The 26,306-nt window shown below is 71.4% G+C and carries 28 protein-coding genes; 10 read left to right on the top strand and 18 right to left on the bottom strand.

Going from position 1 to position 26,306, the window contains the following annotated elements:
* Positions 1-15: 15 nt before the first annotated feature.
* Positions 16-636, bottom strand: a complete 621-nt coding sequence (locus N8J89_RS21830) for a sucrase ferredoxin (RefSeq protein WP_283658845.1) — start codon at positions 634-636, stop codon at positions 16-18.
* 264 nt (positions 637-900) lie between these two features.
* A complete protein-coding gene (locus N8J89_RS21825; RefSeq protein WP_283658844.1) occupies positions 901-1,566 on the bottom strand; it encodes an O-methyltransferase in 666 nt (221 codons plus the stop codon).
* Between the two features lie 1,183 nt (positions 1,567-2,749).
* Between N8J89_RS21825 and N8J89_RS21820 the strand changes: the two genes are divergently transcribed.
* Positions 2,750-3,385, top strand: a complete 636-nt coding sequence (locus tag N8J89_RS21820) for an MSMEG_1061 family FMN-dependent PPOX-type flavoprotein (protein ID WP_283658843.1) — start codon at positions 2,750-2,752, stop codon at positions 3,383-3,385.
* Here the strand turns inward: N8J89_RS21820 and N8J89_RS21815 are convergent.
* Positions 3,370-3,609, bottom strand: coding sequence for a TetR/AcrR family transcriptional regulator (locus tag N8J89_RS21815; RefSeq protein WP_283658842.1), 240 nt, complete (start codon positions 3,607-3,609; stop codon positions 3,370-3,372). The two genes, N8J89_RS21820 and N8J89_RS21815, sit on opposite strands and share 16 nt — an antisense overlap.
* 81 nt (positions 3,610-3,690) lie before the next feature.
* Here N8J89_RS21815 and N8J89_RS21810 point away from each other — a divergent pair, with 81 nt between their 5' ends.
* The 4 genes from N8J89_RS21810 (at position 3,691) to N8J89_RS21795 (ending at position 8,474) form a co-directional block, all read left to right on the top strand.
* Positions 3,691-4,437, top strand: a complete 747-nt coding sequence (locus N8J89_RS21810) for an SDR family oxidoreductase (protein ID WP_283658841.1) — start codon at positions 3,691-3,693, stop codon at positions 4,435-4,437.
* 75 nt (positions 4,438-4,512) lie between these two features.
* Positions 4,513-4,863, top strand: coding sequence for a nitroreductase/quinone reductase family protein (locus N8J89_RS21805; RefSeq protein WP_283658840.1), 351 nt, complete (start codon positions 4,513-4,515; stop codon positions 4,861-4,863).
* Between the two features lie 37 nt (positions 4,864-4,900).
* Entirely contained in the window at positions 4,901-8,080 is a 3,180-nt protein-coding gene (locus tag N8J89_RS21800; RefSeq protein ID WP_283658839.1) for a UvrD-helicase domain-containing protein, read from the top strand.
* Between the two features lie 13 nt (positions 8,081-8,093).
* Positions 8,094-8,474 (top strand): VOC family protein, encoded by a 381-nt coding sequence (locus N8J89_RS21795; protein ID WP_283658838.1) that lies wholly within the window; start codon positions 8,094-8,096, stop codon positions 8,472-8,474.
* On the opposite strand, the gene N8J89_RS21790 is transcribed toward N8J89_RS21795, so the two are convergent.
* Positions 8,459-9,862, bottom strand: a complete 1,404-nt coding sequence (locus N8J89_RS21790; RefSeq protein ID WP_283658837.1) for an FAD-dependent oxidoreductase — start codon at positions 9,860-9,862, stop codon at positions 8,459-8,461. The genes N8J89_RS21795 and N8J89_RS21790 overlap by 16 nt on opposite strands.
* 67 nt (positions 9,863-9,929) lie before the next feature.
* Here N8J89_RS21790 and N8J89_RS21785 point away from each other — a divergent pair, with 67 nt between their 5' ends.
* A complete protein-coding gene (locus tag N8J89_RS21785; RefSeq protein ID WP_283658836.1) occupies positions 9,930-10,556 on the top strand; it encodes a TetR/AcrR family transcriptional regulator C-terminal domain-containing protein in 627 nt (208 codons plus the stop codon).
* Between the two features lie 63 nt (positions 10,557-10,619).
* Here N8J89_RS21785 and N8J89_RS21780 read toward each other — a convergent pair whose 3' ends face one another.
* Entirely contained in the window at positions 10,620-11,000 is a 381-nt protein-coding gene (locus tag N8J89_RS21780; RefSeq protein ID WP_283658835.1) for a VOC family protein, read from the bottom strand.
* A gap of 30 nt (positions 11,001-11,030) precedes the next feature.
* Here N8J89_RS21780 and N8J89_RS21775 point away from each other — a divergent pair, with 30 nt between their 5' ends.
* The 3 genes from N8J89_RS21775 (at position 11,031) to N8J89_RS21765 (ending at position 15,955) form a co-directional block, all read left to right on the top strand.
* Positions 11,031-11,603, top strand: coding sequence for an HhH-GPD-type base excision DNA repair protein (locus N8J89_RS21775; protein WP_283658834.1), 573 nt, complete (start codon positions 11,031-11,033; stop codon positions 11,601-11,603).
* Positions 11,604-11,655: 52 nt separating this feature from the next.
* On the top strand, positions 11,656-12,798 hold the full coding sequence (locus tag N8J89_RS21770; protein ID WP_283658833.1) for an epoxide hydrolase family protein: 1,143 nt from the start codon (positions 11,656-11,658) through the stop codon (positions 12,796-12,798).
* Positions 12,799-12,997: 199 nt separating this feature from the next.
* Positions 12,998-15,955 carry an LGFP repeat-containing protein gene (locus N8J89_RS21765; RefSeq protein ID WP_283658832.1) on the top strand — a complete coding sequence of 986 codons (2,958 nt, stop codon included), beginning with the start codon at positions 12,998-13,000 and terminating at the stop codon, positions 15,953-15,955.
* A gap of 50 nt (positions 15,956-16,005) precedes the next feature.
* On the opposite strand, the gene N8J89_RS21760 is transcribed toward N8J89_RS21765, so the two are convergent.
* The 4 genes from N8J89_RS21760 to cmtR all read right to left on the bottom strand — a co-directional run bounded on the left by N8J89_RS21760 (position 16,006) and on the right by cmtR (position 18,776).
* Positions 16,006-16,947, bottom strand: a complete 942-nt coding sequence (locus tag N8J89_RS21760) for a bile acid:sodium symporter (RefSeq protein ID WP_283658831.1) — start codon at positions 16,945-16,947, stop codon at positions 16,006-16,008.
* A complete protein-coding gene (locus tag N8J89_RS21755; protein ID WP_283666221.1) occupies positions 16,947-17,717 on the bottom strand; it encodes a MerR family transcriptional regulator in 771 nt (256 codons plus the stop codon). Before N8J89_RS21755 ends, N8J89_RS21760 begins: the two co-directional genes overlap by 1 nt.
* A gap of 61 nt (positions 17,718-17,778) precedes the next feature.
* Positions 17,779-18,444 (bottom strand): cation efflux transmembrane domain-containing protein, encoded by a 666-nt coding sequence (locus N8J89_RS21750; protein WP_502868315.1) that lies wholly within the window; start codon positions 18,442-18,444, stop codon positions 17,779-17,781.
* The gene (gene cmtR / locus N8J89_RS21745) at positions 18,441-18,776 is read right to left on the bottom strand and encodes a Cd(II)/Pb(II)-sensing metalloregulatory transcriptional regulator CmtR (protein WP_283658830.1); all 336 of its coding nucleotides are present in this window, start codon (positions 18,774-18,776) and stop codon (positions 18,441-18,443) included. Before cmtR ends, N8J89_RS21750 begins: the two co-directional genes overlap by 4 nt.
* A gap of 123 nt (positions 18,777-18,899) precedes the next feature.
* Between cmtR and N8J89_RS21740 the strand changes: the two genes are divergently transcribed.
* Positions 18,900-19,337, top strand: coding sequence for a VOC family protein (locus N8J89_RS21740; protein WP_283658829.1), 438 nt, complete (start codon positions 18,900-18,902; stop codon positions 19,335-19,337).
* A gap of 450 nt (positions 19,338-19,787) precedes the next feature.
* Here the strand turns inward: N8J89_RS21740 and N8J89_RS21735 are convergent, their stop codons facing one another.
* From N8J89_RS21735 to N8J89_RS21695, 9 genes are all read right to left on the bottom strand, one after another.
* Positions 19,788-20,204, bottom strand: coding sequence for an SRPBCC family protein (locus N8J89_RS21735; protein WP_283658828.1), 417 nt, complete (start codon positions 20,202-20,204; stop codon positions 19,788-19,790).
* Positions 20,201-20,575, bottom strand: a complete 375-nt coding sequence (locus N8J89_RS21730; protein WP_283658827.1) for an ArsR/SmtB family transcription factor — start codon at positions 20,573-20,575, stop codon at positions 20,201-20,203. The genes N8J89_RS21735 and N8J89_RS21730 overlap by 4 nt, the downstream gene beginning before the upstream one ends.
* Before the next feature lie 41 nt (positions 20,576-20,616).
* Entirely contained in the window at positions 20,617-21,819 is a 1,203-nt protein-coding gene (locus N8J89_RS21725) for an MFS transporter (RefSeq protein WP_283658826.1), read from the bottom strand.
* Positions 21,820-21,863: 44 nt separating this feature from the next.
* Positions 21,864-22,637, bottom strand: coding sequence for an enoyl-CoA hydratase/isomerase family protein (locus N8J89_RS21720; protein WP_502868495.1), 774 nt, complete (start codon positions 22,635-22,637; stop codon positions 21,864-21,866).
* A gap of 57 nt (positions 22,638-22,694) precedes the next feature.
* On the bottom strand, positions 22,695-23,489 hold the full coding sequence (locus N8J89_RS21715; RefSeq protein ID WP_283658824.1) for an LLM class flavin-dependent oxidoreductase: 795 nt from the start codon (positions 23,487-23,489) through the stop codon (positions 22,695-22,697).
* A 56-nt stretch (positions 23,490-23,545) separates the two neighbouring features.
* On the bottom strand, positions 23,546-24,448 hold the full coding sequence (locus tag N8J89_RS21710) for a GNAT family N-acetyltransferase (RefSeq protein WP_283658823.1): 903 nt from the start codon (positions 24,446-24,448) through the stop codon (positions 23,546-23,548).
* Between the two features lie 174 nt (positions 24,449-24,622).
* Positions 24,623-24,958 (bottom strand): DUF4333 domain-containing protein, encoded by a 336-nt coding sequence (locus N8J89_RS21705; RefSeq protein ID WP_283658822.1) that lies wholly within the window; start codon positions 24,956-24,958, stop codon positions 24,623-24,625.
* Positions 24,959-25,004: 46 nt separating this feature from the next.
* Positions 25,005-25,520 carry an SRPBCC family protein gene (locus tag N8J89_RS21700; RefSeq protein ID WP_283658821.1) on the bottom strand — a complete coding sequence of 172 codons (516 nt, stop codon included), beginning with the start codon at positions 25,518-25,520 and terminating at the stop codon, positions 25,005-25,007.
* Positions 25,521-25,588: 68 nt separating this feature from the next.
* A complete protein-coding gene (locus N8J89_RS21695) occupies positions 25,589-26,158 on the bottom strand; it encodes a hypothetical protein (protein WP_283658820.1) in 570 nt (189 codons plus the stop codon).
* Between the last annotated feature and the right edge of the window lie 148 nt (positions 26,159-26,306).

Below are 26,306 nucleotides of genomic sequence, written 5' to 3'. Positions count from 1 at the left end.
TCATCTCCGCCCAGCTCAGAGCAGGTGGAGCCCGGCCACCACGAAGGCCGAGCGGGGCGCGGGCTCCTCCCCGCACCCGGCAGGCGCGGGCGGCACCGGCCGCTCCACAACCTCCACCACCCAGCTCCGCCCGTCCAGGTGCGTGACCCGGACCGGCTCGTCCTGTTCCTCGGACACGGTCAGCACGTCCGGGTCGAACTCGCCCAGCCGCTCCCGCACCGCCAGCTCCGCGGCCTGTCCCCGCCGGCTCCAGGTGCTGCGCCCCCGCACCCCGGCGAGCTCGACCTGCCCCTTGCGCGCGGCCAGCAACGCGGCCTGCGCGGTGGCCAGGTCGAGGCGTCCGTAGGTGTAGCCGGTGGGCAGCAGCAGCGCGGTGGGCGCGAACCGGTGCCCGCCGAGGTGGCTGCACTCCCACACCGAAGGCCGGAACCCGTGGTCGAGCTCCTCGGCGATCGGCCGCCCCAGCACCGCGCAACACCGGTCCCGCCGCCCGTTGGTGCAGATCAGCATCAACGGCTCGGCACTCGCCTCGCCGAGCTGCGGAGCATCGAAGTCCAGGTCCAGCAGCTCCCGCGGATCGTCGATCGTCGCGGTGTGCAGGCTGGTGGCCCCCGGCGTGGTCCGCGCCAGGAACACCCGCCGCCCCCGCCCCGGCGCACTGCGCCCAGGCCGTCGAACCAGCAGAACCCGGGTCCCGCTCCCGTCACTGCGCCGGACCAGCTCCGCCCCCACCCCCGGATCCAACCGGCTCTCCAGCAACGCCTTGCGCCCCCACGGCCCGCTTTGCTCCAGGCACAACCAGTTGACGGCGGTCGGCCCGGTGGCCGCCACGGGTTCCCCCAGCCACGCCGCGCACCCGTTCATACGCGTTCCGTGACGGTGTTCATGCTGGTCACGCCATCAGTGTGCACCGTCGGCCACCACGGTCAGCTCCAGCCCGTCGCCAATGGCGAGTGGCAGCGAGTGGTAGCCGTTGCCCGGCGCGCGCACGTGCGCGAGGTAGTCACTGAGCCGCCCGCCGTTGACCTCGGTGTCATCGGCGACGATCAAAGCCCCTGCCCGCAACCGGTCCCGCAGCGAGACCAGCACCGGCAGGTACAACTGCTCCCACCCGTCCAGCAGCAGAAGATCAATCGGCCCCGCCACATCACCAAGCGTCTCCAGCGCATCCCCGGTCCTGACCTCGACGTACGCCTCCAGCCCCGCCTCGGCCAGGTGCCCCCGCGCGGCCGCCGCCTTGCCCGGATGCAGCTCGGTGGAAATGACCCGCCCCCCGCTGCCGCCGTCCCGGACCGCCGCGGCCAGGTAGAGCGTCGAGATCCCGAACGAACTGCCGAACTCCACCACCGTGCGCGCCCGGCTGCCGCGGACAAGGGTGTAGAGCAACTCGCCCACCTCCCTGGGCACCGGCAGATATGCCTCGCCGAGCAACTCGGCCAGGGCAAGCGGATCGGGCATGGCTTCCAGCGCGGGCCTGGCGGCCGCGACGTACAGGTCGTCCACCCGGTCGGCTTCGGCGTGCAGCCGGTCCAGCACCGCGGTGACCCGCTGATCAGTGATCGTCATGGCCCTGACGCTAGAAGCGGATTGGATTGCCTGCCAACGCAAGTTCGGCAATGACGATTTGCGCCAAACGCAACTGACGCCGACCCAGCCCGCCGCCCCAGCCCCGCCAGCCCGGCCCGCTGGCGCGCAGGCCCGCTGCCAGCCGAGCACCGAGGAACCCGGCAACCCGCCGGCGACATCGCGAACCTCCCCGCGACGAACGCACCAGCCATGCGCCCAGCGCCCCTCGCCACCCACCAGCCCGAGATGATCGGCAACCCGCGCAACGGACTTCCGCCACCCAGCGACCTGCGCCGCCCAGCGCCCCGCGCGAGCGGCAGCAGCGACGCAACACCACCCTGCTCGACCAACCTGGCCGCGAAGCTGTTCGCGAACCCACGCAACCCTGCTGACCCGCTTCTCACCGCTGACGGCGACGGCACTTGACACGGGACTCGGGGACCCCGGCCCGCAGGCGTCAGGCCCCGCGGTAGCGGCAAACCGAGCTCACACTGCCCGGACGACCGGCAACGACTGGCAACGACCAGCGATGCCACCAAGCCCAAGTGATGCCACCAGCCAGGCGGCCCGCCAAGGAACGCTGGCGCTTGCTGGCACCAGGCGGCCTGTCACCAACCGGACTGGGCTGCCATCCATTCGCTATCGGCCTGTCGGCGACGTACCGGCCGGGCGGTCGACGTACCCAGCCGAACTGTCAGCGACAAACCGGGCTGTCGGCGAAAACCCGAGCCGACTGTGTCAACCGGGCCGTCTGTGCCGAACCGGCTTCTGTGCCGAACCGGCTGGTATGACTCGCCGGTCCGAGCCCGGTCCGAGCCCCTGACGGGGTCCGCCGCCGCCACCGTTCCTCTGCGGAACGCGCAAACCGCAATTTTGGTTGCCTCGCGTCTTGACCTTGCCACTCGATCGGGTGATCCGGACGCTTGTGCCGCACCGGGCCAACCGGCTCCGCACCACCAGCGTACCCCCGCGACCAGCGGATACCCGACCAGCCCCAGTCCGGCCGCCGTCAACAACTCCCGACTCGCCAACGCGAACCGAGAACGCCAACAACCACCAACCACCGCGGACGCACCGGACTGGCCGAGCCCGCCGCCACCACTCCGATCAACCCCGCCTCGCCCACCGTGACCACCGCCGCAACCCCACCCTTCACCCGATCACCCGCGGCTAGCCTGACCCCATGACTGGGGACCTGTTCACCGACGCCATCCGCTCGCCCGAGCACCTGCGCGACCTCTACGAAGCGCCCTCCCCGCTGGCCGCGCGCAAGCAGATCACCGAGATCGACGAGATGGCGCGCCGGTTCATCGCCTGCTCGCCGCTGGTGTTCATCTCCAGCGCCAGTGCGAACGGCAGTTGCGACGTCACCCCGCGCGGCGGGCCGGCCGGGTTCGTCTCGGTGCTGGACGAGCAGCACCTGGTGGTTCCGGACGCCACTGGCAACAAGCGGCTGGACACCTGGCAGAACGTGATCGAGACGGGCCGGGCCGGGTTGTTGTTCGTCATTCCCGGCCGCGGCCAGACTCTGCGGGTCAACGGCTCGGCCTGTGTCAGCGCGCGCCCTGAGCTGCTGGATTCGCTGACCGCGGTGGGCAAGCCGCCCCGGTCGGCGCTGGTGGTGCGGGTGGAGGAGGTCTACGCGCACTGTCCCAAGGCGTTCGTGCGGTCCAAGGCCTGGCAGCCGGAGCACTGGCTGGACCCCGGTCTCCAGCCCAGCCCTGCCGAGGTGACCCACGCGCACCTGCGGATGCCCGAGATGACCATCGCCATGGTCGAGCAGAGCCAGCGGGAGTCGCTGCTCTACCGGTTGGAATGATCATCGGGTAACTGGTCGCGGACCAGTTCCACCAGCTCGTCCTTGTCCTTGATGTGGCGGTAGAGGGCCATGGGGGAGCAGCGCATGCGTTCGGCGACCCGGCGCATGCTCACCCCCGCCAAGCCCTCTTCCGTGGCGATGGCCACCGCGGCGGCGACCACCGCGTCCCGTGTCAGTCGGGCCGGGCGTCCCGGCCGTCGTGGTTGCTGGCCCCCAGGCGTCATCACATGAGTGTGCCTGAGACACGCAAGTGCCAAACGCGCCACCGGGCGCCAGAACCGAACACAACGGAGTTGGAGGAACCCATGGCACCGGTCACGGTGATCACCGGCGGCGGTCGTGGCATCGGCGCGGCCACCGCACGCAAGCTGGCCGCCGACGGCCACCGGGTGGCGATCAGCTACGTCCAGGCCAGCGGACCGGCCGAGGAGCTGGCCAGGGAGATCGTCGCGGCGGGCGGGCAGTGCGTGTGCGTGCGCGCTGACACCACGGTGCGCGCGGACGTGGACCGGCTCTTCGACCTGGCCGGGCAGGAGCTGGGCGTGGTCACCGGGCTGGTCAACAACGCCGGGATCACCGGGCCGCTGGGCCGCCTCGCCGAGCTGTCGGAGCAGACGCTGCGGCGGGTGGTGGAGGTCAACGTGGTCGGCTACCTGCTGTGCGCCCAGCGCGCCGCCCGCCAGATGGCCACCTCCGCCGGTGGCGCGGGCGGGGCGATCGTGAACATCTCCTCGGCCGCGGCGACCCTGGGCAGCCCGAACGAGTACGTGCACTACGCGGCGACCAAGGGCGCGGTGGACTCGATGACGGTGGGGCTGGCCAAGGAGCTGGCCGCCGACGGCATCCGGGTCAACGCGGTGGCCCCCGGCATCATCCAGACCGAGATCCACGCCGCCATGGGCGATGCGGACCGGCCGTGGCGGCTGGCCGACCGGATCCCGGCCGGGCGGCCCGGCGAACCCGAGGAGATCGCGGCCGCGGTGGCCTGGCTGCTCGCCCCGGAGTCCTCGTTCACCACAGGTGCGGTGGTGCGGGTGGCCGGCGGTTTGTAGGCGTTTAGCGGGGCCACCCGCAGCGTTGTGTTCGCGCTAAGCGCAACGTCAGAGCGGCCCCCTACGCTCCCGGCCATGACCTACCTGAGCAGCGCGGACACCGTTGAGCACACGCTGACGCTGGCCGCGGGCCGGGAACGGCCCAAGCTGACCTACCACACCGATGGTGACCGCCTGGTGGTCTTCGCCGCGGTGGGCGGGGCGCCGCAGCACCCGAGCTGGTTCCACGAGGTGCTCACCCACCCCGAGGTCACCGTGGAGCTCGACGGCGAGACCTTCCCCGCCGTCGCCGCGGTCACCACCGGCCGGGAGCGGTACCGGATCTGGTCCACCGCGGTGCGCCGCACCCCGGCTTTGGCGGAGTACCAGGTCAGGGCCGGGGCGCGGACGATTCCGGTGATCACCTTGCGCCGCAGGGAAGTCTGAAGACGAGGCTGTCGGTGCGGGCTGGCAAGATCGCCGCGTGCGCTTCTACGCTGACCTGCACATCCATTCCAAGTACTCCCGCGCCTGCAGCCGTGACTGCGACCTGGAACACCTGACCTGGTGGGCCAGGCGCAAGGGCATCGCGCTAGTCGGCACCGGGGACTTCACCCACCCGGCCTGGTTCGCGCGCCTGTCCGAGACCCTGGAACCGGCCGAACCCGGGCTCTACCGGCTCAAACCGGAGCTGGACCGCGACATCGACCGGACCCTGCCCGGCAGCTGCGCCGGCACCGACGTCCGGTTCATGCTCTCGGTGGAGATCTCCACCATCTACAAGCGCGGTGACAAGACCCGCAAGGTCCACCACCTGATCTACCTGCCCGATCTTGAGGCCGTGGCCCGGTTCAACCAGCGTCTCGGCAAGATCGGCAACCTGGGTTCGGACGGACGACCCATCCTCGGCCTGGACTCCCGGGACCTGCTGGAGATCACCCTGGAGGCCAGCCCGGACGGCTACCTGGTGCCGGCGCACGTGTGGACCCCGTGGTTCGCGGTGCTGGGCTCGAAGTCCGGCTTCGACGCCATCGAGGACTGCTACCTGGACCTGGCCGAGCACATCTTCGCGGTGGAGACCGGCCTGTCCAGCGACCCGGAGATGAACTGGCAGGTCTCCGGCCTGGACAAGTACCGCCTGGTCAGCAACAGCGACGCGCACTCCCCGCCGATGCTGGGCCGGGAGGCCACCGTCTTCGACACCGCGCTGGACTACTTCGCGCTGCGCCGCGCGCTGGAGACCGGTGAGGGCTTCGCCGGGACCGCGGAGTTCTTCCCCGAGGAGGGCAAGTACCACCTGGACGGGCACCGCAAGTGCGAGGTCCGCTTCGACCCGGCGCAGACCCGCGCGCACGACGGACGCTGCCCGGAGTGCAAGAAGCCGCTGACCGTCGGCGTGCTCAGCCGGGTCAACGACCTGGCCGACCGCCCACTGGGCTACCGGCCCGAGGGCGCGGCCGGGTTCCGCAGCCTGGTGCCGCTGCCGGAGATCATGAGCGAGATCCTCGGCGTCGGCCCGAAGTCGAAGAAGGTGCAGACCGCGCTCAACGCGCTGACCACCGCGCTGGGCCCGGAGCTGACCATCCTGGACGAGGTGCCGTTGCACCTGATCGCCGAGCAGCACGAGCTGCTGGGCGAGGCGATCGGGCGGCTGCGGCAGGGCACGGTGATCAGGGACTCCGGCTACGACGGGGAGTACGGGGTGATCCGGCTGTTCGAGCCGGGTGAGCTGCGCCGCCGCACCGAGGCCAACTCCTTCTCGCTGTTCGAGGACAGCCTGTTCGCGACGGAACCCGAACCGAAGCCCAAGCCGCGTCCCGCCGTGGATCCCGACCCGCCCGCCGAGCCGCAGCCCGCGCCCGAACTCGCCGCCGACCCGGTGCGCGCCGCTCCCGAACCTGCCGCCGTTCCGATGCCCGCCGCGCCCGAATCCCCGGCGCCGGCGTCCCTGCTCGACGGCCTCGACCCCGACCAGCGCGCCGCCGCCGAACGCCTCGGCGGCCCGCTGCTGATCATCGCCGGACCGGGCACCGGCAAGACCCGCACCCTCACCCACCGCCTGGCCCACCTGGTCACCACGCACGACGTGCCGCCGGAGCAGTGCCTGGCGATCACCTTCACCCGCCGCGCCGCCGAGGAGATGCGCGAACGCCTGGCCCTGCTGGCTCCCGGGCACGCCGGGCGGCTGACCATCTCCACCTTCCACGCCCTCGGTGTGCGTTTCCTGCGTGAGCTGCACGAACGCCTCGGCCTCTCGCCGAACTTCACCATCGCCGGCACCGAGGCGCAGCTGGCCATCCTCACCGAGGTCACCGGCGCGGAGAAGACCGCCCGCGAGTTCCTGGACGGCAAGACCGACTGGGACCCCCAGGTGCGGGAGAGCTACACCAAGACCCTGCGCGCCCGGGACCTGGTCGACTTCGACGACCTGATCAGCCAGCCCGTGCGGCTGCTGGAGGAGGATCCGGAGCTGGCCGCGGCCTACCGCGAGCGCTACCGGTGGATCTCGGTGGATGAGTACCAGGACGTGGACGAGCTCCAGTACCGGCTGCTGCGGCTGCTGGCCGGGGAGCGGGCCAACCTGACCGCCATCGGCGACCCCGACCAGGCGATCTACCGCTTCCGCGGCGCCGACGTCAGGTTCTTCCTGCGCTTCCAGCAGGACTTCCCCGGCGCGGCCACCGTGCAGCTGACCCGCAACTACCGCTCCGGCAAGCACATCATCGCCGGGGCCCGCCAGGCCATCGAACCCACCACGCTGGTGCCCGGCCGCGAGCTGCTGGCCTGCGGCAGCCACGCCGAGCACGCGCCGATCGGCCTGCACACCGCCGCGGACGAGACCGCGGAGGCCGCCTTCGTCGCGCGCACCATCGACCAGTTGCTGGGCGGCTCCTCCTTCCACTCCCTGGACAGCGGCCGGGTGGACGGCGACGGCGACGGCGGGCTGTCCTTCAGCGACTTCGCCGTGCTGTACCGCACCGACAGCCAGGCTCGCGCCGTGGTGGAGGCGCTGACCAGGGCCGGGGTGCCGTTCCAGAAGCGCTCGCACGACCGGCTGCTGCACCGGCCGGGGGTGGCCGAGATCCTGCGCGAGCTGACCTTCACCGACCCCGGCGCGGCCCAGGACGTCGCGGCCAGGGTGCGGGCGGCCGCGATCACCGCGCTGAGCCGGATCCCGGCCGCCGAGCTGGCCGAACGCGAGGCCGACATCCACACCGCGCTGGAGTTGCTCGCTCCACTGACCCGCCGCCACGAACACGACCTGGACGCCTTCCGCACCGAGTTGTCCCTCGGCGCGGAGGTCGACGCCCTCGATCCGCGCGCCGACCGGGTCTCGCTGCTGACCCTGCACGCGGCCAAGGGACTGGAGTTCCCGGTGGTCTTCCTCATCGGCTGCGAGGACGGGCTGCTGCCGCTGCGCTGGCAGGGCGCGGCCGGGGTCGACGAGGAGCACGTGCGGGAGGAACGGCGGCTGTTCTTCGTCGGCATGACCCGCGCCCAGGACCGGCTCTACCTCAGCCACGCCGCCCAGCGGCACCGGCACGGCGCCGAGCGCTCGCTGCCGGTGTCGCCGTTCCTGGCGGTGCTGGGCGCGGACCTGCTGGCGCGGCACGGCGAGGCGGTGCCGCGCAAGCGCAAGCCGCGCCAGATCAGCCTGTTCTAGCTACCGTCAGGCCATGACCCCACCCAGCATCTACCCGACCCTGCGCTACACCGACGCCGACGCCGCGGTCACCCAGCTGACCACGGTGTTCGGCTTCACCGAGAAGTCGGTCTCCCGGTCCCCGGCGGGCATGATCGAGCACGCCGAGCTGACCTGGGGCAACGGGCTGATCATGCTCAGCCAGCGCAGTGCTGAGCCCAGCCCGTTCGACACCGGCCGCAGCGTGCTCTACCTCGTGGTGGCCGACCCGGACGCCCACCACGACCGGGCAGTGGCCGCCGGGGCGCAGGTGATCATGCCGCTGACCGACCAGCCGTACGGGTCCAGGGAGTACGCGGCCACCGACCTCGAGGGCAACGTGTGGTGCTTCGGCACCTATCAGCCCACAGTGTGAGCGGCGCGCGCGGACACCTCGATCGCACCGAGGTAGCCGTCCGGCCGCACCAGCGCCACCGCGCCCTCCGGCACGCCGTAGCTCGCCCGCACCGACTCCTCGGTGATCACCACGGTGCGCACGTTCTGGCTGGTCAGCTCAGGAGTGGCCGAGGTGGTTCCGAACTCCAGCCGGGTCCAGTGCGGCCCGCGGAACAGCTCGAACAACCGCCGCCCGTCCGCCAGCCGGGCATCGGGCGCGCGGTCCCCGGCGGCCAGCCCGGTCGCGCTCTGCCAGCCCGCCGGTGCCAGTGGCCCGCCGCGGTAGCTGATGTCGAGCTGGTCGGTCTCCTTGCCGCGCCGGATGCCCTCGGCGGCGTCCCGTTCGACCAGCCGTGAGCTCAGCCCCAGCACGTCCGCGGCCACCGGCAGCCGCTCGGCCTGGTAGGTCTCCAGCAGCTCATCCGGCTCTCCGGAGAGCACCGCGGCCAGTTTCCAGCCGAGGTTGTAGGCGTCCTGCACGCCGGTGTTGAGTCCCTGACCACCGGCGGGGGAGTGCACGTGTGCGGCGTCCCCGGCCAGGAACACCCGGCCGACCCGGTAGCGGTCCACCATCCGCACGTTGGCCCGGTACCGGGAGAGCCAGATCAGCTCGGTCAGCCGCAGGTCCGCCCGCCCGGTCGCGGCGGTGACCAGCTCCTGCAACCCGGCCAGCGTGGGCAGCTCGACGCCGTCCGGGGGCGGGGCGATGAGCTGGAAGGTGTCGGTCCCGGCCAGCGGGCACAGCGCGAGCGGCCCGGACCCACCGGGCCAGGCGTGCCAGAAGTCGCGGTCCAGGCCGGTGAGCCGGAGGTCGCCGACGAGCATCTGCTGGGTCTCGATGGTCTCGCCGAGGAAGTCCACGCCCAGGGTCTTGCGCACGAAGCTGCGGCCGCCGTCCGCGCCCACCAGGTAGGAGGCGCGCACGGTGTGCCCGCCCACGGTCGCGTTCACCCCGTCGGCGTCCTGGGTGAAGCCGGTCAGCGGCGTGCCGAACTCCACCGCGCCGCCCAGTTCGGCCAGGCGCTCGCGCAACAGCGACTCGGTGCGCCACTGCGGGCTCATCAGGCCGTTCGGGTACGGCACCGCGTCGGTGGCTTCGCGAGGTTCGAACAGCCGGTGGTCCCCGAGCACCTCGGTGCCGCGATAGGCACGCATCTGCGGATACGGGCCGCCGTGGGCCAGGAGGCGTGCCAGCACGCCAAGGTCCTCGAAGACCTCCTGGGTGCGGGGCTGGATGCCCTTGCCGCGAGATCCGGCGAAGGGTTCGGTGGCGGCGTCGACCAGGCGGAACGGGATGTTCCTGCGGGCCAGGTCGATGGCCAGGGTGAGGCCGGTGGGTCCGGCGCCTGCGATGAGGACGGGCAGCACGAGCTCTCCTTAACGACGTTCAATTTAACGTCGTTAAGGTTGCTTGAACGGCGTTAAGCTGTCAACCATGGCTCTGGATCGCGACACTGTGGTGCGCACCGCACTGGCGGTGCTCGACGAGGTCGGCCTGGACGCGCTGACCCTGCGCCGGATCGCCGCCAGCCTCGACGTGCAGGCCCCGGCGCTGTACTGGCACTTCAAGAACAAGCAGGAGCTCGTCGACGAGATGGCCACCCGGGTGCTGCGCTCGGCCACCGAGGTCCCGGAGGCCGAGTGGGCCGGGCTGGACTGGCGCGGAGTGGCCCGGCGCAACGGCCACGGCCTGCGCCGCGCGCTGCTGACCCACCGCGACGGCGCGCGCATGGTGGCCGGCACCCACCTGACCGACACCAGCGCCTACGCCTCGATGGAGCGCACGCTGGCGATCTTCACCGCCGCCGGGTTCAGCCTCTCCGCCGCGATCATCGCGCTGACCACGGTCTACCACTTCACCGTCGGCTTCGTGATCGAGGAGCAGGCGGTGCAGCCGCGCCCCGGCGAGCGCGATCCGAGCTATGACTTCGCCACCCGCGCCGCCCGGATGGACGCCGGGGCGACCCCGCTGGCGGTGGCCGCGGGCAAGGAGCTGTTCAGCGACTTCGACCGCCGCTACGAGGCAGGCCTGGAAGTCATCGTGCGCGGCCTGGCCCGCTGACCACCCCAGTTGTGGTGCCACACCCGTGGCAACAGGCATCAGCCCAGGTCAGCGGTCCAGCAGTCAGTGGCCCAGCAGGCAGAACGGATGCCCAGCCGGATCGGCGTAGACCTGCCAGCCGCGCCCGAGCATGCCGTCCAGCAGGGTGGCCCCCAGCTCCAGGACCCGCTCGTGCGCGGCGGCCAGGTCGGCCACGTCGATGTCCAGGTGCGCCTGCTGCGGCCGCGCCGGATCGCCCCACACCGGCGGCTGGTGCCGGGGCTGGCGCTGGAAGCAGAGCACCTGGCCGTCGGGCAGGTGCAGGGTGGACCAGTCGGCGTTGACCGCCCACCGCCGGTCCGGCCGGTTGACCTCGCCGCCGAGCAGTTCCTGGTAGAAGGCGGCCAGTCGGCGCGGGGCCGGACAGTCCAGGACGACGCACTGGAACACACCCAAGGGAGGCACCCGCGAGAGGCTACTGCCATCCTTGTCGCCATGACTCGCACGCTGTGCCTGGCCCAGGACCCGGCCGCGGACGCCCTGCTGACCGAGAGCCACCTGGCGCTGCTGTTCGGCATGCTGCTGGACCAGCAGATCCCGATGGAGAAGGCGTTCAAGGGCCCCAGGGTGCTCGCCGACCGGCTGGGCGAGCTGGACGTGCGGCGCATCGCCGAGCTGGACCCCGAGGAGTTCACCTCGGTGATGGCCACCCCGCCCGCGGTGCACCGCTTCCCCGGCTCGATGGGCAAGCGCCTCCAGGAGCTGGCGCGATACCTGGTGGAGCACTACGACGGCCAGGTCGAGCGGCTGTGGACCGAGGGCGAGCCGGACGGCAAGGAGGTCCTCAAGCGGCTCAAGGCGCTGCCCGGCTTCGGCGACCAGAAGGCCCGGATCTTCCTGGCCCTGCTCGGCAAGCAGCGCGGCATCACCCCGAAGGGCTGGCGCGCGGCCGCGGGCGCCTACGGCGAGGACGGCGCCCGGCGCAGCGTGGCCGACGTGGTGGACACCGCCACCCTGACCGAGGTCCGCGAGTTCAAGAAGGCGGCCAAAGCGGCGGCCAAGGCGTAACCGCTGACCACAGAGGACCGAAGTTGTCCTCTTCGCTGCCTACGGTGGTGTCATGACCGAGATCGCCCCCTTCCGCATCGACATCCCCCAGTCCCAGTTGGACGACCTGCACGTGCGGCTGGACCTGACCCGCTGGCCGGAGGAGCTGCCCGGTGCGGGCTGGGACTACGGGGTCCCGCTCGGCTACCTGCGCGAGCTGGCCGAACACTGGCGGCACGGCTACGACTGGCGCGCCCACGAGCAGCGCCTCAACAGCTATCCGCAGTTCACCACCGAGATCGACGGCCACCGGCTGCACTTCCTGCACATCCGCTCCCTGGAGCCGGATGCGGTGCCGCTGATCATGACCCACGGCTGGCCCGGCTCGATCGCGGAGTTCCTGGACGTGATCGGCCCGCTGACCGACCCGCGCGGCCACGGCGCCCCCGAGGGCAGCCCCGCCTTCCACCTGGTGCTGCCCTCCATCCCCGGCTACGGCTTCTCCGGCCCCACCACCGAGACCGGCTGGAACGTGGCCAGGGTGGCCAATGCCTTCGCCGAGCTGATGCGGCGGCTGGGCTACGACCGCTACTTCGCCCAGGGCGGGGACTGGGGCTCGGCGATCAGCCTGGCGCTGGGCGCGGCCGACCCCGGGCACGTGCACGCGGTGCACCTGAACATGCTGATCACCCTGCCCGACCCCGAGGTCGAGCTGACCGAGGACGAGCGGGCCAGGCTGGCCACCCTCGGCCGCTACCAGGACGAGCTGTCGGGCTACATGAAGATCCAGTCCACCCGGCCGCAGACCCTGTCCTACGGGCTCACCGACTCCCCGGTGGGGCAGCTGGCCTGGATCGCGGAGAAGTTCAAGGAGTGGACCGACTCCGAGTCCGCGCCCGAGGACGCGGTGGACCGCGACCACCTGCTGACCAACGTGATGCTGTACTGGCTCACCGGCACCGCCGGCTCCTCCGCGCGGCTGTACTACGAGTCCGCCCGCGCCTGGGGCAGCCAGCCCGCGCTGAGCTGCCCGCTGGGTGTGGCGGTCTTCCCGCACGACCTCACCCAGCCGGTGCGGCGGCTGGCCGAGAAGCAGCAGCCGACGCTGTCGCACTGGAGCGAGATGCCCCGCGGCGGGCACTTCGCGGCCATGGAGGAGCCGGAGCTGTTCGTGGCGGATGTGCGGAAGTTCTTCCGCGACCAGCTGCCGATGTGATCGAGTAAGCCTCTACGGGGCCGGTCCCGGCACCCACGGGACCGGCCCCGTAGAACCCCTCCCCGCCCAGCTCACCGCCGGTATCCCCGGTTTCCCCGTCGATTGGGATACGGCGAACCCCTGCCCGGACAACCCCGCTCGCCCCGAGACTCGGCAACACCTGCCAGATCGGCCAGGACGAGATCCAGGGGAGAACACGGTGTCAGGAACGCGCGCACGGCGCTGGTGGGGGCTGCTGCTCGCATCAGCCCTGGCCGCCGGGACGCTCACGGCCAGCGCCACGGCCCAGCCCAGACCACCCGAGCCACCCGCCGCAGAGCCGGTAGCGCCCGTGGTCACCTGCACGATCACCGCGGGCGGCCTGATCGGCCAGCGCTGGCAGGACCTCAACTCCGGCGCGGGCCCGCTGGGCTGCCCGACCAGCCAGGAGCAGGACGTGCCCGGCCGCCGCGGCCGCAAGCAGTCCTTCGAGCGCGGCGAGGTCGTCTGGTCCCCTGACCAGGGCCCGAACCTGGTCGTCTCGGCCTACCGGGTGCACAACGACGTCACCGTGGACTGGGGTCCCACCAACGACCCGTGGAACTACGACGGCTTCCTGATCGGCTGGTTCCACAACGGCCTGTCCAGGGTGGAGGACGTCTACGGCGGCCCGCGCACCTGGGGCACCTTCACCATGCCGCTGACCCGCGGCCCTGGCCGCTACGACTTCACCGTCACCGGCTGCGACAAGCTGCCCGGCCAGTCCGGGCACAAGTGCGACCAGGGCGCGGCCATCCCGGTCAGCGTCACCCTGCCGGACACCGGCGCCACCCCGACCGGCTGCCCGGGCGCGGCGGTGGAGGGCACGCTCGGCCGGCGCTGGCGGGAGATGGGCGGGGCCACCGGCAAGCTCGGCTGCCCGACCGGTGCGGCGGTGACCGCGCCCAAGGGCCGGGTGCAGAGCTTCCAGCACGGCCAGCTCGCCGAGTCGCCAGGCCAGGGCGGCAACCTGGTGGTGGCTGCCTACTCGGTGAAGGGCCGGGTCCACGTCGAGTGGGGACCCACCGACGGCTACTTCTACGACTTCTTCATCGTGCGCTGGTACCAGCCGGGCCGGGAGGCCAAGCAGGCGGATGTCAGGTACCGGCAGGACCGGCGGCGGGAAGGCTTCTACAGCTTCAACGCCGAGGTCGGCGGGGAGATCGGTGTGGAGGTCGAGGGCTGCGACAACAGCCTGGGCGGCGCGCAGTGCCGCCAGGGCTGGACCCAGCGGGTGAGCACCACGGTGCGCTTCCCCGGCGGCGTCGACCTCACCGGCGTCACCGCCACCACCCCCGCGGAGGCGCCCCGGCACCTGGACAAGCGCCGGGAGCTGGTCGCGGACTACCAGGCCTGCCAGAGCGTGCTCAGCCCGACCGGGGAGAAGGCGGGCGAGGACACCGGCATCGCGCTGATGGCGCACCTGGAACGGCTGCGCCGCAAGGGCGCGGGCAGTCAGTGCGAGAACCAGGCGCCCAGCCAGGAGCTGGTCAACCGGGTGCTGCGGCAGATGCGCCCGTACCTGACCGGATCCTCCACCGACGACATCCCGACCTGCCACCGCGACGCCGACTACGACGCGGTGCTCAAGAGCCTGGTGGTGATCACCAGCAAGTACTGGGACCTGGTCTACCCGCTGACCCGCAAGCACCTGCTGCACCACCTGCTCAGCGAGCACGGCCCGCACTCGGTGGACGATGAGAAGATCACCGTCTGCGGCCTGGTCAACGTGCCGGAGACGGAGAACCACCGGCTGCTCATCGAGAGCTCCCGCTACCTGAGCAACCAACGGCTGCGCGAGGCCACCGGTGACGCCCGCTACGACAACGTGGCCAACGGCATGCGCGAGCACCTGCTGCGGCTGCTGCAACTCTTCGCCAAGCACGACTTCATGGAGTACAACGCCCGCCCCTACCAGCGGTACTCGCTCAACGCGCTGCTCAACCTGTTCGACCACGCCCAGGACCCGGCCATCCGCACCGCGGCCCAGATCGTGCTCGACTACGCCACCACCAAGTTCGCCCTCAGCAGCAACCAGCTGCGCCGGGCCGGGCCGTTCCGCCGGATCACCGACCGTGCCGACGCCGACAACCAGAGCTACTACACCGGCAACTCCGACCCGCAGACCGGCTTCTTCCTGCTGTGGACCGGTCTGGCGGGCAACACCGGCGGGCGCATCCCGCACCACTTCACCGGTGAGGCGCTCATCGTCGGGGTGTCGGGCTATGTGCCGCCGCGCACCGCGATCCACCGGGCGATGGACAAGTCCGGCGCGGCCTACCAGCACTCCTTCCACCACGGCGCGCGGCCGAAGCTGAGCTTCTCCGCCGACAGCGCCATGCCGGGCATCGAGGTCTACCGCAGCTCACCGTCCTTCCAGCTCACCGCGGGCGGGATCTGGGGCAACAGCGGCTACGGCCTGGACGAGCTCCGCGGTCCCAAGCTCTACGGCCGGGCCCAGGCCACCACCCTGATGCCCACCGGCAACTCCCCGGGCCGGGAGACCCGCGCCGATGACCTGATCCGCTTCGACGGCTTCCACAACAGCGGTGGCCCCGCCGACCGGGACCGGGTCAACACCTGCGTGCAGGACGGCTTCGCCTGCGGCCTGCGCCTGAGCGTGCCGCAGTTCCTGCGGGAATGCGCGCAGCGGGTGACCGAGGCCCGCTGGGAGTTCCTCAACCTCAACACCCCGGCCTGCGGGAACCTGGGCGTGTACGTCGCGCTCAACAGCGTGGACAGCGGAAACCCCGCGCACGGCACGGTCGGCGTCCTGCACGCGGTGGAGTCCACCACCATGGACTTCGCCGCCTTCCACACCCGCACCAGGGAGCGCAACCCGAACCTGACCACCGAGATCGCCAACCAGTCGGCGGGCACCATGACCACCGCCGAGGGCCGCCGCTACCAGTTCAAGCTCACCACCGGCGACAACTACGAGACTCTGATCAAGTCCATCGACGGCCAGCCGGTGGCCAACTGGACCAGCGCGCCCCTGGTCTCCGGCCCGATCCTGCGCAGCCGGGGCCACGAGGGCCACCTGGAGATCAGCTACCCGGAATGCCAGTCCACCACCACGCTGGACTACCGGGACCCGCTCAACCCGACCATCACCACCCAGGGCGGCACCTGCCGCTGACCACGCCCGGGCCGTCCCGCGCCACCCCAGGCCGCGCGGGACGGCCCGCTTCACCGCGCCGGCAGCAGCCGGGGCACCACCCGCACGTAGACCACCATGCCGACCACCTCGACCAGGGTCTGCGCGACCACGACCACCGCCGCCAGCGCCAGCGAGTCGGGCAGGGCCAGCGCCAGCGGCAGCACGACCAGGGAGTTGCGGGTGGCCCCGGTGAACACGATCGCCCGCCCAGCCGCGACATCCAGCCGGAACAACCGCGCCACGCCGAGTCCGGCGAAGGCCATCACCACCAGGAACACCACGTAGAACGGCACCACCCCCGCCACCTGGGCGAGCCCCGCGCCGAGCCTGGGCACCTGCGAGGCCACCACGATCGCCAGCGTCGCCGCCATCAGCGGCACCATGGCCGTGCCCAGCGCCGCGACGACCGCCCGCCCGGCCGCGCGCCGAGCCGCCCAGCCCTGGGTGAGCCAGGCCAGCGCCAGCGGGATGACGATCAACACCAGGAACGCCTCCAGGAACGGCCCGGCCCGCACCACCTGGCCCAGCTCCGACCCCAGGAACAGCCACAACAACCCCGGCAGCAGCACCAGCTGCGCGAGCAGCAGCACCGGCGTGGCCGCGAGCAGCCGTCGGCTGCTGCCCTCGGCCAGTCCGCTGAAGACGATCACGTAGTCCACGCACGGGGTCAGCAGCACCAGCAACACCCCCAGCCGCAACGCCCGCTCACCGGGCAGGAAGGCGAACATCCCGGCAACCACCAGCGGCACCACCACGAAGTTGACCACCAGCGCCGCGGCCAGGAACCGCCCGTCCCGCAGCGAACGCCCCAGCTCCGCCACGGGCACCTGCAGGAAGGTCACGAACAGCAGGGCACCCAGCACCGGGTTGATGGCCCACTCCAGCCCCGGCCCCACGGCCGGGACGGCCCAGCCTGCCGCGGCCCCGGCCGCCAGTGCGCCCAGGTAGATGGCGACCTGGTGGCGTTCCATCAGGCGGCGGGCGTGAACAACTCGGCGAGCAGCTCCGCCCCGTCGGCGGGCGCGCGGACCTCCAGGTACAGCACCGGACCGTCCAGGTGCAGCCGGAAGTCGAAGAACGGACAACACCCCTGCTCATCGACGGCCAGCGCGGCGACCTCCCCGGCCCGCCCAGCGGGCAGCACCAGCCGCACCCCTTCCGCGATCGCCTCGGTGCCCGCACCGTCGAGCAGTCGCCGCCACTGTGCCGCCCGCTCGGTGACACCCGCCTCGGTCAGCGAGCAGGCCAACGGCGCGGTGCGCCACCGCTCGCTGCCCGCCGCGTCGCCAGCGGAATCCGCGTCGGTGTCGCGGGCTGCGTCGGCATCGGTGTCTGTGTCTGTGTCGGTGTCGAGGAAGGCGCACTGCGGGTCACAGCGGCCACCGCGGTCGGGCAGCGCGTCCAGGTGCGCCAGCGCCCGGCGCAGCAGCGCGGTGAACGCCGCCAGCTCCGCCGCCCGCTGCTCGGCACCGGCGATCCGCGCGCCGATCCGCGGCCGCAGCTGTGCCTTGACCTCCGCGCAGAACCCGGACTCCCACACCGCCAGCAACTCGGCGATCTCCTCCAGCGACAGTCCCAGGTGTTTGGCCGCCCCGATGAACTCCAGTCGCTCCACCGCGTCCTGGCCGTAGTGGCGGTATCCGGCCGGTGTCCGCTCGGCGGGCAGCAGCCCGGCGCTCTCGTAGAACCGCAGGGTGCTGGCCGGGACACCGCTGCGTTCAGCCAGCTGGGAGATCCGCATCGCGCTCACCACCCGACGGTAGACCTTCAACCCGACTCGAAGGTCAAGCCCCATTCGCCACTCAGCAGCAGTGCTGACCCCGCCACGCCACCCGGCCTTCCTTGACCGCCACCGCCGCGATCACCAACGCCACCAGCGGATCAGCCCACCACCACCCGAACAGCGAGTTCAGCAGCAACCCTGCCAGCAGGACACCGGAGAGGTAGGTGCACAGCAGCGTCTGCTTCGAGTCGGCCACCGCACTGGCCGACCCCAGCTCCCGCCCCGCCCGCCGCTGCGCGGCCGACAGGAACGGCATCACCACCAGCGACACCGCCGCCAGCACGATCCCCACCGTGGAATGCGCCGCGGTCTCGGCATCCACGAAGGCCCGCACCGACTCGACCGTGACATAAGCGGCCAGCGCGAAGAACGACAGCGCGATCACCCGCAACGCCGCCCGCTCCCGCCCCTCGGGATCGCGGCCGGAGAACTGCCAGGCCACCGCCACCGCCGAGGCCACCTCGATGACGGAGTCCAACCCGAACCCGATCAACGCGGTGGAGGAGGCCAGGGTCCCCGCGGTGATCGCCACCACGGCCTCGACCACGTTGTAGGTGATCGTCGCGGCCACCAGTAGCCGCACCCGCCGGATGAGCACCGCTCGCCGTCCCGGGGACGCCGCCGGGGGAGTGGCGGCGCAGCACCCGTCCGCGCAGTCCCCGGTCGTGGCTTGCTCGCGGCTCACGCCGTGCCCTCCCCGTCCGAGGAGAGGCAGGGCTGCCCCGTGTCGACCGCCAGCACAACCTGCGCCAGCTCCCGCAACGCGCGGGCCAGGTGCTCATCGGCCAGCGCGTAGCGGACCTGGCGGCCTTCATAAGTGGCCACCACCAGACCACAACCCCGCAGGCAGGCCAGATGATTGGAGACATTCGAGCGGGTCAGCCCCAACCGCTCGGCCAGCACCGCCGGATAACTCACCCCGTCCAGCAACGCGACCAGGATGCGACACCGAGTCGGATCAGCCAGCGCCCGCCCCAGCCGGGCCAGCGCGTCCTCCCGCGTCTCACACTTCAGCACACCCAGAACCATACAGCCAAGACTGAACCAACCAACCCCCGCCACCGATGTCGAGACCCGCCCAACGGCTCCGTCCCAGGACCAGACGCGGCCGCCCCAGCCGCCCCCACCAAGGAGACCGGCATGACGATCCAGCGCATGGAACACATCGGCATCGTCGTCAACGACCTCGCCGCCGCCGTAGCCTTCTTCGTCGAGCTCGGACTCGAGCTGGAAGGCGAGATGCCGGTCGAGGGCCCCATGGTGGACCGCATCGTCGGACTGCCCGGAGTCCGGTCAGACGTCGCGATGCTGCGCACCCCGGACGGCAACAGCCGACTCGAACTGTGCAAATACCACACGCCCGCAAGCCCCGCCGGCGACGCGAGCGCCCCGGCGAACGCCCTCGGCATCCGGCACATCCTGTTCTCGGTCCAGGACCTCGACGAGCTGCTCGACCGCTTGCGGCCGCACGGCGGCGAACTCGTCGGCGAAGTGGTGCGCTACGAGAACAGCTTCCGGATCTGCTACCTCCGCGGTCCGGAGGGCATCATCATCGAACTGGCCGAACAGCTCGGCTGATCCGAGCGCAGCGGACCTGGCCGGGCCAGCCACCGGGCACCTGGCGGCGCAGGGCGCGAGCCCGGCGGCCACCGCGATCCGGCCACGACCGGGGCGGTCGCACAGACCGATCCCTCCGCCCGGCCACCATGGCAGCCGGGTGTCGATCCCGGACCTCGCGCCGGCGATTCGCCGGAGCAGTGTGCCCTGTCGCCGATTGAGCAGCCGCTCCCAGCCAGCGGTCCTGGTGAATCCAGCACCAGCGACGCCCAGGGCAGACACGCCGTGGGTCGCACAGAATCGTTGCTGGACAACGGCTTCTCGGTCCGGCGAGGAGGTCGCCGGTCGAGGGCGAAGGGTGAGATTGAGCGCGGCCACGTGTCGTGTGCCGGAACACGGTTGGGCGACGCGATGCAGGTTGTGTGGGTTGAGTTGTGTGCCTTTCGTGGGGGAGGGACCGGCGGGGCGGGGTCAGGGGGAGAGGTGGGTAGCCAGGGCGTCCAGGCAGTTGTGCCAGCCGGTGGTGTAGTTCTCGTAGCCGGCGGTTTCGGCGAAGGTGTGGGTCAGCACCAGGAGGCAGCCCGGGGGCTGGTCGTGCAGTTCCAGGCGCAGGTGGTCGTCGACCTCGCGGAAGGCGAAGACCTTGGGCGGGTCGACGTCGGTGATCTCGCCGTCCAGGGTGCCGCCCTCGCCGTTGTCGAAGCGGATGACGCCGCCGGGGCGCAGGTCCAGCTCGGTCGCGGGGAAGGGGTACCAGGCGCTGAGGTGCTCCGGCGTGGTCAGGGCGCGCCAGACCTTCTCCGGTGGGTGGGACAGGTGGCGTTCGATGCGCAGGGCGAGGCGGCCGTCAGGCAGGCGGGTGGTGTCGCCGGGCGGGGGAGTGGTCATCGGGTTTCCTTGCCGGGCTTGGGCTCAGCGATGGGCTGGGAGCGGGTGGCGGACTCGGTTTCGTTGGCGGGCATGGTGTCGAGGTGGTTTTCCAGGGCGTTGAGGCGGTCGGTCCACAGGCGGCGGTAGGGGGCGATCCAGGCGTCGATCTCGGCCAGCGGTTCCGGGCGCAGCTCGTACCAGCGGCGCTGGGCCTCCGGGCGGACGTGGACCAGTCCGGCCTCGCGCAGCACGCGCAGGTGCTTGGACGTGCCGGGCTGGGTCAGGCCCAGGTGCTCGGTCAGCTCACCGACCAGGCGGGGGCGTTCCAGCAGCAGGTCGAGGATGCGGCGGCGGGTCGGTTCGGCGAGTACTTCGAAGGTTGCGGGCACAGGAAGAACATACCACGAGGTTTATATACACCAAAATGGATTCACCTGGTGGTGGTGAGAGGGGCCTCGTGGAACACCCCGGCCGGCAGCAGCACCGCCAGCACCGCGACCCCGAGCGCACCCAGCCAGAACGGCGCCGCCAGCCCGAACCAGCCCGCCAGCAACCCACCCAGCGCCGACCCCGCCAGCATCGCCGCCCCGGTCACCCACCGATAACTGCTGTGCACCCGTCCCAGCAGCTCAGGCGGCGTCAACGACTGCCGCAACGAGGCCCCGACAGTGGAGAACACCAGCAGCTGCGCCCCCACCACCGCCAGCGCCGCCCCAGCCACCACCACCTCCCGGCTCACCGCCAGCGCCAGGTGCGCCACCGCCTCCAGCGCGAGCCCCGCCCGCAGCAGCACCGGCACCCCGAACCACCCGATGAGGCGATCCGCCAGCAACCCACCGAGCACCCCGCCGACCGCCGTCACCACCAGCAGCACACCGAACCCGAGCTCACCCACCCCCAGCCGCTCCCGCGCGATGAGCACCAGCACCGCCGTCATCGCCCCCACGGTCACGTTCTCCGCGGCCACCGCCACCGTCAGCACCCGCAACACCCGGTGCCGCCACAACCACCGCACCCCGGCCACCACCTCGGCCCCCACCGAAGCCCGCCCCGCACGCCGCTCCGCCACACCCGCCGGCAACCGCGCTGACAACACCGCCACCAGCAACAACGCCACGGCATCCAGCACGAACGGCACCCACACCGCCACCGCGAACAACAACGCCCCCACCGGCTTGGCCAGCAGGTCCCGCCCCACCACCGCCGCCCCGAGCAACCGCCCGTTCGCCCGAGTCAACCCGGCAGGGGGCACCAGCACCGGCACCAGCGTGCTCGCCGCGTTCTCAAAGGCCACCGCGGCACAGCCCACGACGAAGAACACCACGTACAACAGCCACAACGACGTCTGACCAGCCAGCAACGCCAGCCCCAGCGCGCCCAGCGCCACCGACCGCACCAGTGCCGCGGCCACCAGCACCCGCCGCCGCGACACCCGGTCCACCAGCGCCCCGCTCGGCAGCGCGAACAGCATCCACGCCAGCTGCTGCGCCACCGCCAGCCCGGCCACCTGCACCGGATCCCTGGTCAGCGACGCCGCCAGCAGCGGACCGGCCACCATGGTCACACCATCGCCGACCGCCGACACCGTGCCGACGGTCCACAACCGGCCAAAACCCCGCCCCAGCGTCCCCATGACCACTGGACGTGCCACCCCCGCAACGGGTTGCGGGGTGCAGCTCACCTGCCGTGGAACGTCGCCTTGCCCGGCCCCTCGGTCAGGAACGACCGCACCCCGCCCCGCAGGTCCTCGGTCTCGAACAACTCCGCCGCGATCCCGGTGACCTCCCGGTTCGCCTCCGCCACCCCACCCCGCTCGTAGTGCGCCAGCACCCGCTTCGTCGCCGCGTGCGCCCTGGTCGGACCACCGGCCAACCGCACAGCCAGTTCCCGCGCCGCCTCGGCGAAACCCGCCTCCGGCAGCACCCGGTTCACCACACCCCACTCCCGCAATGTCTCCGCCGGATACCGGTCCCCGGTGAACACGAACTCCTTCGCCCGCGCCACCCCCGCCCGAGCCGCCAGCCGCTGCGTGCCACCCATCGTCGGGGTCAACCCGATCACGTTCTCCACCAGGCCGAAGGAGGCCCGCTCACTGGCCACCAACAGATCACACGCCAGCGCCACCTCGAACGTCCAGGTCAGGCACAGGCCATGCGCGGCGAACACGGTCGGCAACGGCAGCGCCGCGATCCGCTCCGGCACCTCCAGCATCCGGTCGAACAACACCTTCGCCTGCGCGGCATCCGCCTGCTCGGCGAACAGCGACACATCCACCCCGCCGCTGACCACCTTGCCCGCCGCCCGCACCAGCAACGCCCTCGGCCGCTCCGACTCCAGCTCACCGATCGCGGCCAGCAGCTCCTCCTGCAACGCCGCGGTGTAGAGGTTCAACGGCGGCGCGTCGATGGTCAGCACGGCCAACCCGGACGATTCCCGCTCAAGGCGAAGCAACTGCACCTAAGACTCCTGTCATCCGCACAAGGGCACCCACGACAACAACAACCAGGCTCACCGAGGGGGACCGGCGGCCACCACCGCCCGCAACTCCGCAACCGACCGCCGCCAGGCATCCTGCAACAACCAGGTCACCCCGGCCTCCGCGTACTCCGGCACCAGCGCCGCCGTCGGCTGCACCCCGCTGCCCCACAACGCCAGGTCCGCATCGGCCCGCCCACCCGAGGCAACGAAGTCCGCCTTGATCCGCCCCGCCTGCTCCGGCGTCGGCAACACGAACCCGTCCTCATCCCGGATGATCGGGAACAACCCGTCCACCCGCGCCGCGGACAGGAACGGCGCCTTGCGCGGCCACAGCCCACTGGTCCACATCGGCACCCGAACCGGCGCGAACCCCACGTCCGAGACCTGGAAGTGCGCCCCCTCGTGCCGCACCCGCTCCCCGGCGAAGAACCGCTCCAGCAGCTCCACCCCCTCCCGGAACCGCCCAGCCCGCACCGCGGCCGGCTCCGCCTCGCCAAAACGCTCGTAGTCCCTCGGCACCCCCATGCCCAGCCCCAGCCGCAACCGCCCGCCGGACAACCGCTGCAACGTGCCCGCCTCCGCGGCCAGCTTCCACGGCCGGCGGCGGGGGAGCGGCACGATCATCGGCCCGAACACGATCCGGTTGGTCCGCGCCGCCACCGCACCCAGGGTCACCCACGGATCAGCCACCGGCGGCGCCGCCACCAGGTGGTCCCACAGGAAGAAACCATCCCAGCCCGACTCCTCGGCGGCCACCGCCAACTCGGCCAGCAACGCCGGATCCCCGTACGGGCCGTAACAGGGCACGTAGATCGCGAACCGCATACCCGCAGTCTGGCAAAAAACGGTGTGGGGCGGTCGAAAAGACCGCCCCACACCCGTCACACCAGGTCGACGCGCTCCATCTGCACCGGATACCCGGCACGGGCGAACGTCGCCGCCATCGGCGTGTTCGTCTGATCGGTGGCGGCCACAACGCGGTCCACCCCAGCCGCGGCGTGCACCTGCGTCGCCTCGACCAACAGGTCAAACGCATAACCATGGCCCCGTTGTTCCGGCACCACCCCGACGTACCCGACCACCGGATCCGACGGCGTGTGCCCCGGCACCGTGATCCCGACCAGCTCACCGGCAGGCGTGTACGCCAGCAACCAGGTCTCCGGCCCACTCGGCAGCCACTTGAGGTAGTCCAACTCCTCCTGCGCGGCCGCCTCCAGACCCTCAGCCGCCACCGTGCGCCGCACGTGCGCGTCCAAGCTGTCCTGGTGGATCAACCGGAACGCCGCCAGCACCGACTCCTCATCAGGAGCAGGCCGGAACACCAACCGCCCAGGCCGCGCCGGCACCCCGCACTCCGGCGTCCACCGGTACCGGAACCGCTCCACCAGCACCGAATACCCAGCCGCCTCCGCCGCCGCGATCCGCGCCTCACCAGCAGCCCGGGCCACCGGATCCTGCCGCCAGCCCGGCGGCAACCGCAGCTCGTACTCGGTGCGCAGGGGAGCGGCCCGCAACAACTCCGCCGCCGCCTCGGCATCGGAGAAGTCGAACCAGTCCAGCATCCGCGGCTCACTGTCCTGCGGACCACCCCACCAGGCGGCGCGCGCCACGACCACGTCCTCGCGCAACGCCACCCAGGTCCACTCCGGCCGGTAGTCGCCGGTAGCGGCGATGGTGAGGTAGTCCTGTCCGAACCGGGCCCTGCCCACCACAGCGGGATCAGGCAGCGAAGCGAACAACCGCTCCTCGCCAGGCACGATCGAACGAATGACCAGATCGGTCATGAGAAGAAGTCCCTTCGGAAAGCTCAGCGCTCCCCGCTCAGAACTTCGACGCCCTCACAGCGAAGGGGGAGCACCAGATCGACAACGAACAAGCGATCACGGTCCTCACCTCCCTTTCTCGCCTCGGAGAGCGTGCCCGAACCCTAACAAACCCCGCCGCCAGGGCCGAACCCATTACTCCGGCAAGCCCACCTCGTACGAGCCGTCCGCGCCGCGCACCGTCAGCCGCACCTGCTTCGCCGCCCCGGAAACCACCACCAGACAAGCGAAACTGCTCGACGGCACCACCGGCTGCCCGCTCGGACAGCGCACCGACGCAAGCCCCGCCACCCGGTACTTGTCCACCAGCACCTTCCGCACACCGTCCTCCACCCGCGCCACCTCGAACACCGGCCCCGCCGACGAGCTGACCGGGGGAGCGGCACCCGGACGCGCCGCACCAGCGCACCCGGACAAAGCCGCCACCAACACCCCGCAGACGGCCAGGCCGGACCGCCCGAATCGCATCATGCGACAGAGGATATCGGTCCGGCCCGCACGCACCGCAGCCGGTTCGCTACCGGGAGTCAGCGCCCGCCATCGCCTTGATCGTCTGCGTCATGTGGTCCCGCACCTGCGCCAGCCGATCCTCGACCACCACGGTCACCTCCTCCGGCGTCTTGCCCTCGGCCATCACCCGCACCCCGGTGTCACCAGGACCGTGCTCGAAGGTGTGCCGCACCGTCGTGCCACCGTCGGCAGTGGGGGAGAGCTCGTACCGCCAAGTCGTCCCCGGCCGCGCCACGTCCTCGGCACCGTCCAGCACCACCCAGCTGAACACCCGGCCGGACTCGCACTCGGTCACCACACCGGTCACCTCGCCGACAAAACCGTTCCCGAACTCGTTGCGCCCGGAGAACCGCGCACCGACCCGGGGCCCGGGGGAGTCCGCGTCCAGCCACGCCGCGGCCTTGCACTCCGGGCTGAACTCACCGATCCGGGTCACGTCGGCGACGATCTCCCAGAACTTCTCCGGCGCGACCCCCACGGTCAGCTCAACCTCGGTCCGCGCCCCGGTCACCTGGTCCACCATGACATTCCTCCCTCTGTCGGCCTGCTGTCGGTATACCGACGAACGGCGAGGAAGGAAATCGACCGGACTCAGCGGGGGATCGGCACACCTCTGATGGTGATCCCACCCGAGGGCGCCCGCAGGCCGAAGACCTGGGTGAACGAGACGGTCAGTGACCTGGCCCGGTCCGTGACGGGGCTGGCCAGCTCGATGGTGCCGGTGGCGGGCACCCCGGAGGCGACGCTCTGCGGCCAGTCGCTGTCCTGCGGGTTGGCCTTGTAGGTGGCCCCGGTGTCGTCGGTGGCGGTGAAGTAGCCGAACAGGGGGAGGTTGACCGCGTCGGCGGCGCCGTTGCTGACCTTGGCGTGCAAGGTGACCCGGCCGTCGCTCTGCACGACCTTGGTCACCGCCACGGTGAGCTTGACCCGGGTCTGCTGCCAGTTCCCGGTCACCGACTTGGCGTCACCGGAACTCGCCGCGGCCGCGGTGGAGCCGGTGGACACGGTGGGCGGTTCCTTGGGTTTCTCCGGCTGGCCGAACTGGACGGACAATGGACCGAACCCGATCTTGTGCACGGTGAGGCCCTGGATCAGCAGGGCGACGAGGACGAGCGCGCCGAACGCCGCGAACAGCACCCACCCGTTGGGACCCCTGCGCATGCCTGGAGTGTCCCGCGCACGAAGAGTGAGCTCCAGCACCGGACAGTAACGGCATCCGATCTTGAGCACCGTTACTTAACATAATGTAGATTATCGGTCAGAAACCAAGCTGGCTCGAGAGGGGCTGATCAGCTGGATTTCGGGCTGT

It is taken from the genome of Crossiella sp. CA-258035, assembly GCF_030064675.1.
Lineage (GTDB): Bacteria > Actinomycetota > Actinomycetes > Mycobacteriales > Pseudonocardiaceae > Crossiella.
This window is presented reverse-complemented; position numbering and strand designations above follow the sequence as displayed.

What these genes read in the sequence shown, in the direction of transcription:
- N8J89_RS21810 (WP_283658841.1), top strand. Translation starts at nt 3,691, where the DNA reads ATGGCACCGGTCACGGTGATCACCGGCGGCGGTCGTGGCATCGGCGCG.
- N8J89_RS21820 (WP_283658843.1), top strand. Translation starts at nt 2,750, where the DNA reads ATGACTGGGGACCTGTTCACCGACGCCATCCGCTCGCCCGAGCACCTG.
- N8J89_RS21700 (WP_283658821.1), bottom strand. Translation starts at nt 25,520, where the DNA reads ATGGTGGACCAGGTGACCGGGGCGCGGACCGAGGTTGAGCTGACCGTG.
- N8J89_RS21805 (WP_283658840.1), top strand. Translation starts at nt 4,513, where the DNA reads ATGACCTACCTGAGCAGCGCGGACACCGTTGAGCACACGCTGACGCTG.
- N8J89_RS21695 (WP_283658820.1), bottom strand. Translation starts at nt 26,158, where the DNA reads ATGCGCAGGGGTCCCAACGGGTGGGTGCTGTTCGCGGCGTTCGGCGCG.
- N8J89_RS21715 (WP_283658824.1), bottom strand. Translation starts at nt 23,489, where the DNA reads ATGCGGTTCGCGATCTACGTGCCCTGTTACGGCCCGTACGGGGATCCG.
- N8J89_RS21710 (WP_283658823.1), bottom strand. Translation starts at nt 24,448, where the DNA reads ATGACCGATCTGGTCATTCGTTCGATCGTGCCTGGCGAGGAGCGGTTG.
- N8J89_RS21705 (WP_283658822.1), bottom strand. Translation starts at nt 24,958, where the DNA reads ATGATGCGATTCGGGCGGTCCGGCCTGGCCGTCTGCGGGGTGTTGGTG.
- N8J89_RS21825 (WP_283658844.1), bottom strand. Translation starts at nt 1,566, where the DNA reads ATGACGATCACTGATCAGCGGGTCACCGCGGTGCTGGACCGGCTGCAC.
- N8J89_RS21785 (WP_283658836.1), top strand. Translation starts at nt 9,930, where the DNA reads ATGGCTCTGGATCGCGACACTGTGGTGCGCACCGCACTGGCGGTGCTC.
- N8J89_RS21775 (WP_283658834.1), top strand. Translation starts at nt 11,031, where the DNA reads ATGACTCGCACGCTGTGCCTGGCCCAGGACCCGGCCGCGGACGCCCTG.
- N8J89_RS21795 (WP_283658838.1), top strand. Translation starts at nt 8,094, where the DNA reads ATGACCCCACCCAGCATCTACCCGACCCTGCGCTACACCGACGCCGAC.
- N8J89_RS21815 (WP_283658842.1), bottom strand. Translation starts at nt 3,609, where the DNA reads ATGACGCCTGGGGGCCAGCAACCACGACGGCCGGGACGCCCGGCCCGA.
- N8J89_RS21735 (WP_283658828.1), bottom strand. Translation starts at nt 20,204, where the DNA reads ATGACCACTCCCCCGCCCGGCGACACCACCCGCCTGCCTGACGGCCGC.
- N8J89_RS21740 (WP_283658829.1), top strand. Translation starts at nt 18,900, where the DNA reads ATGACGATCCAGCGCATGGAACACATCGGCATCGTCGTCAACGACCTC.
- N8J89_RS21760 (WP_283658831.1), bottom strand. Translation starts at nt 16,947, where the DNA reads ATGGAACGCCACCAGGTCGCCATCTACCTGGGCGCACTGGCGGCCGGG.
- N8J89_RS21725 (WP_283658826.1), bottom strand. Translation starts at nt 21,819, where the DNA reads ATGGGGACGCTGGGGCGGGGTTTTGGCCGGTTGTGGACCGTCGGCACG.
- N8J89_RS21755 (WP_283666221.1), bottom strand. Translation starts at nt 17,717, where the DNA reads ATGCGGATCTCCCAGCTGGCTGAACGCAGCGGTGTCCCGGCCAGCACC.
- N8J89_RS21770 (WP_283658833.1), top strand. Translation starts at nt 11,656, where the DNA reads ATGACCGAGATCGCCCCCTTCCGCATCGACATCCCCCAGTCCCAGTTG.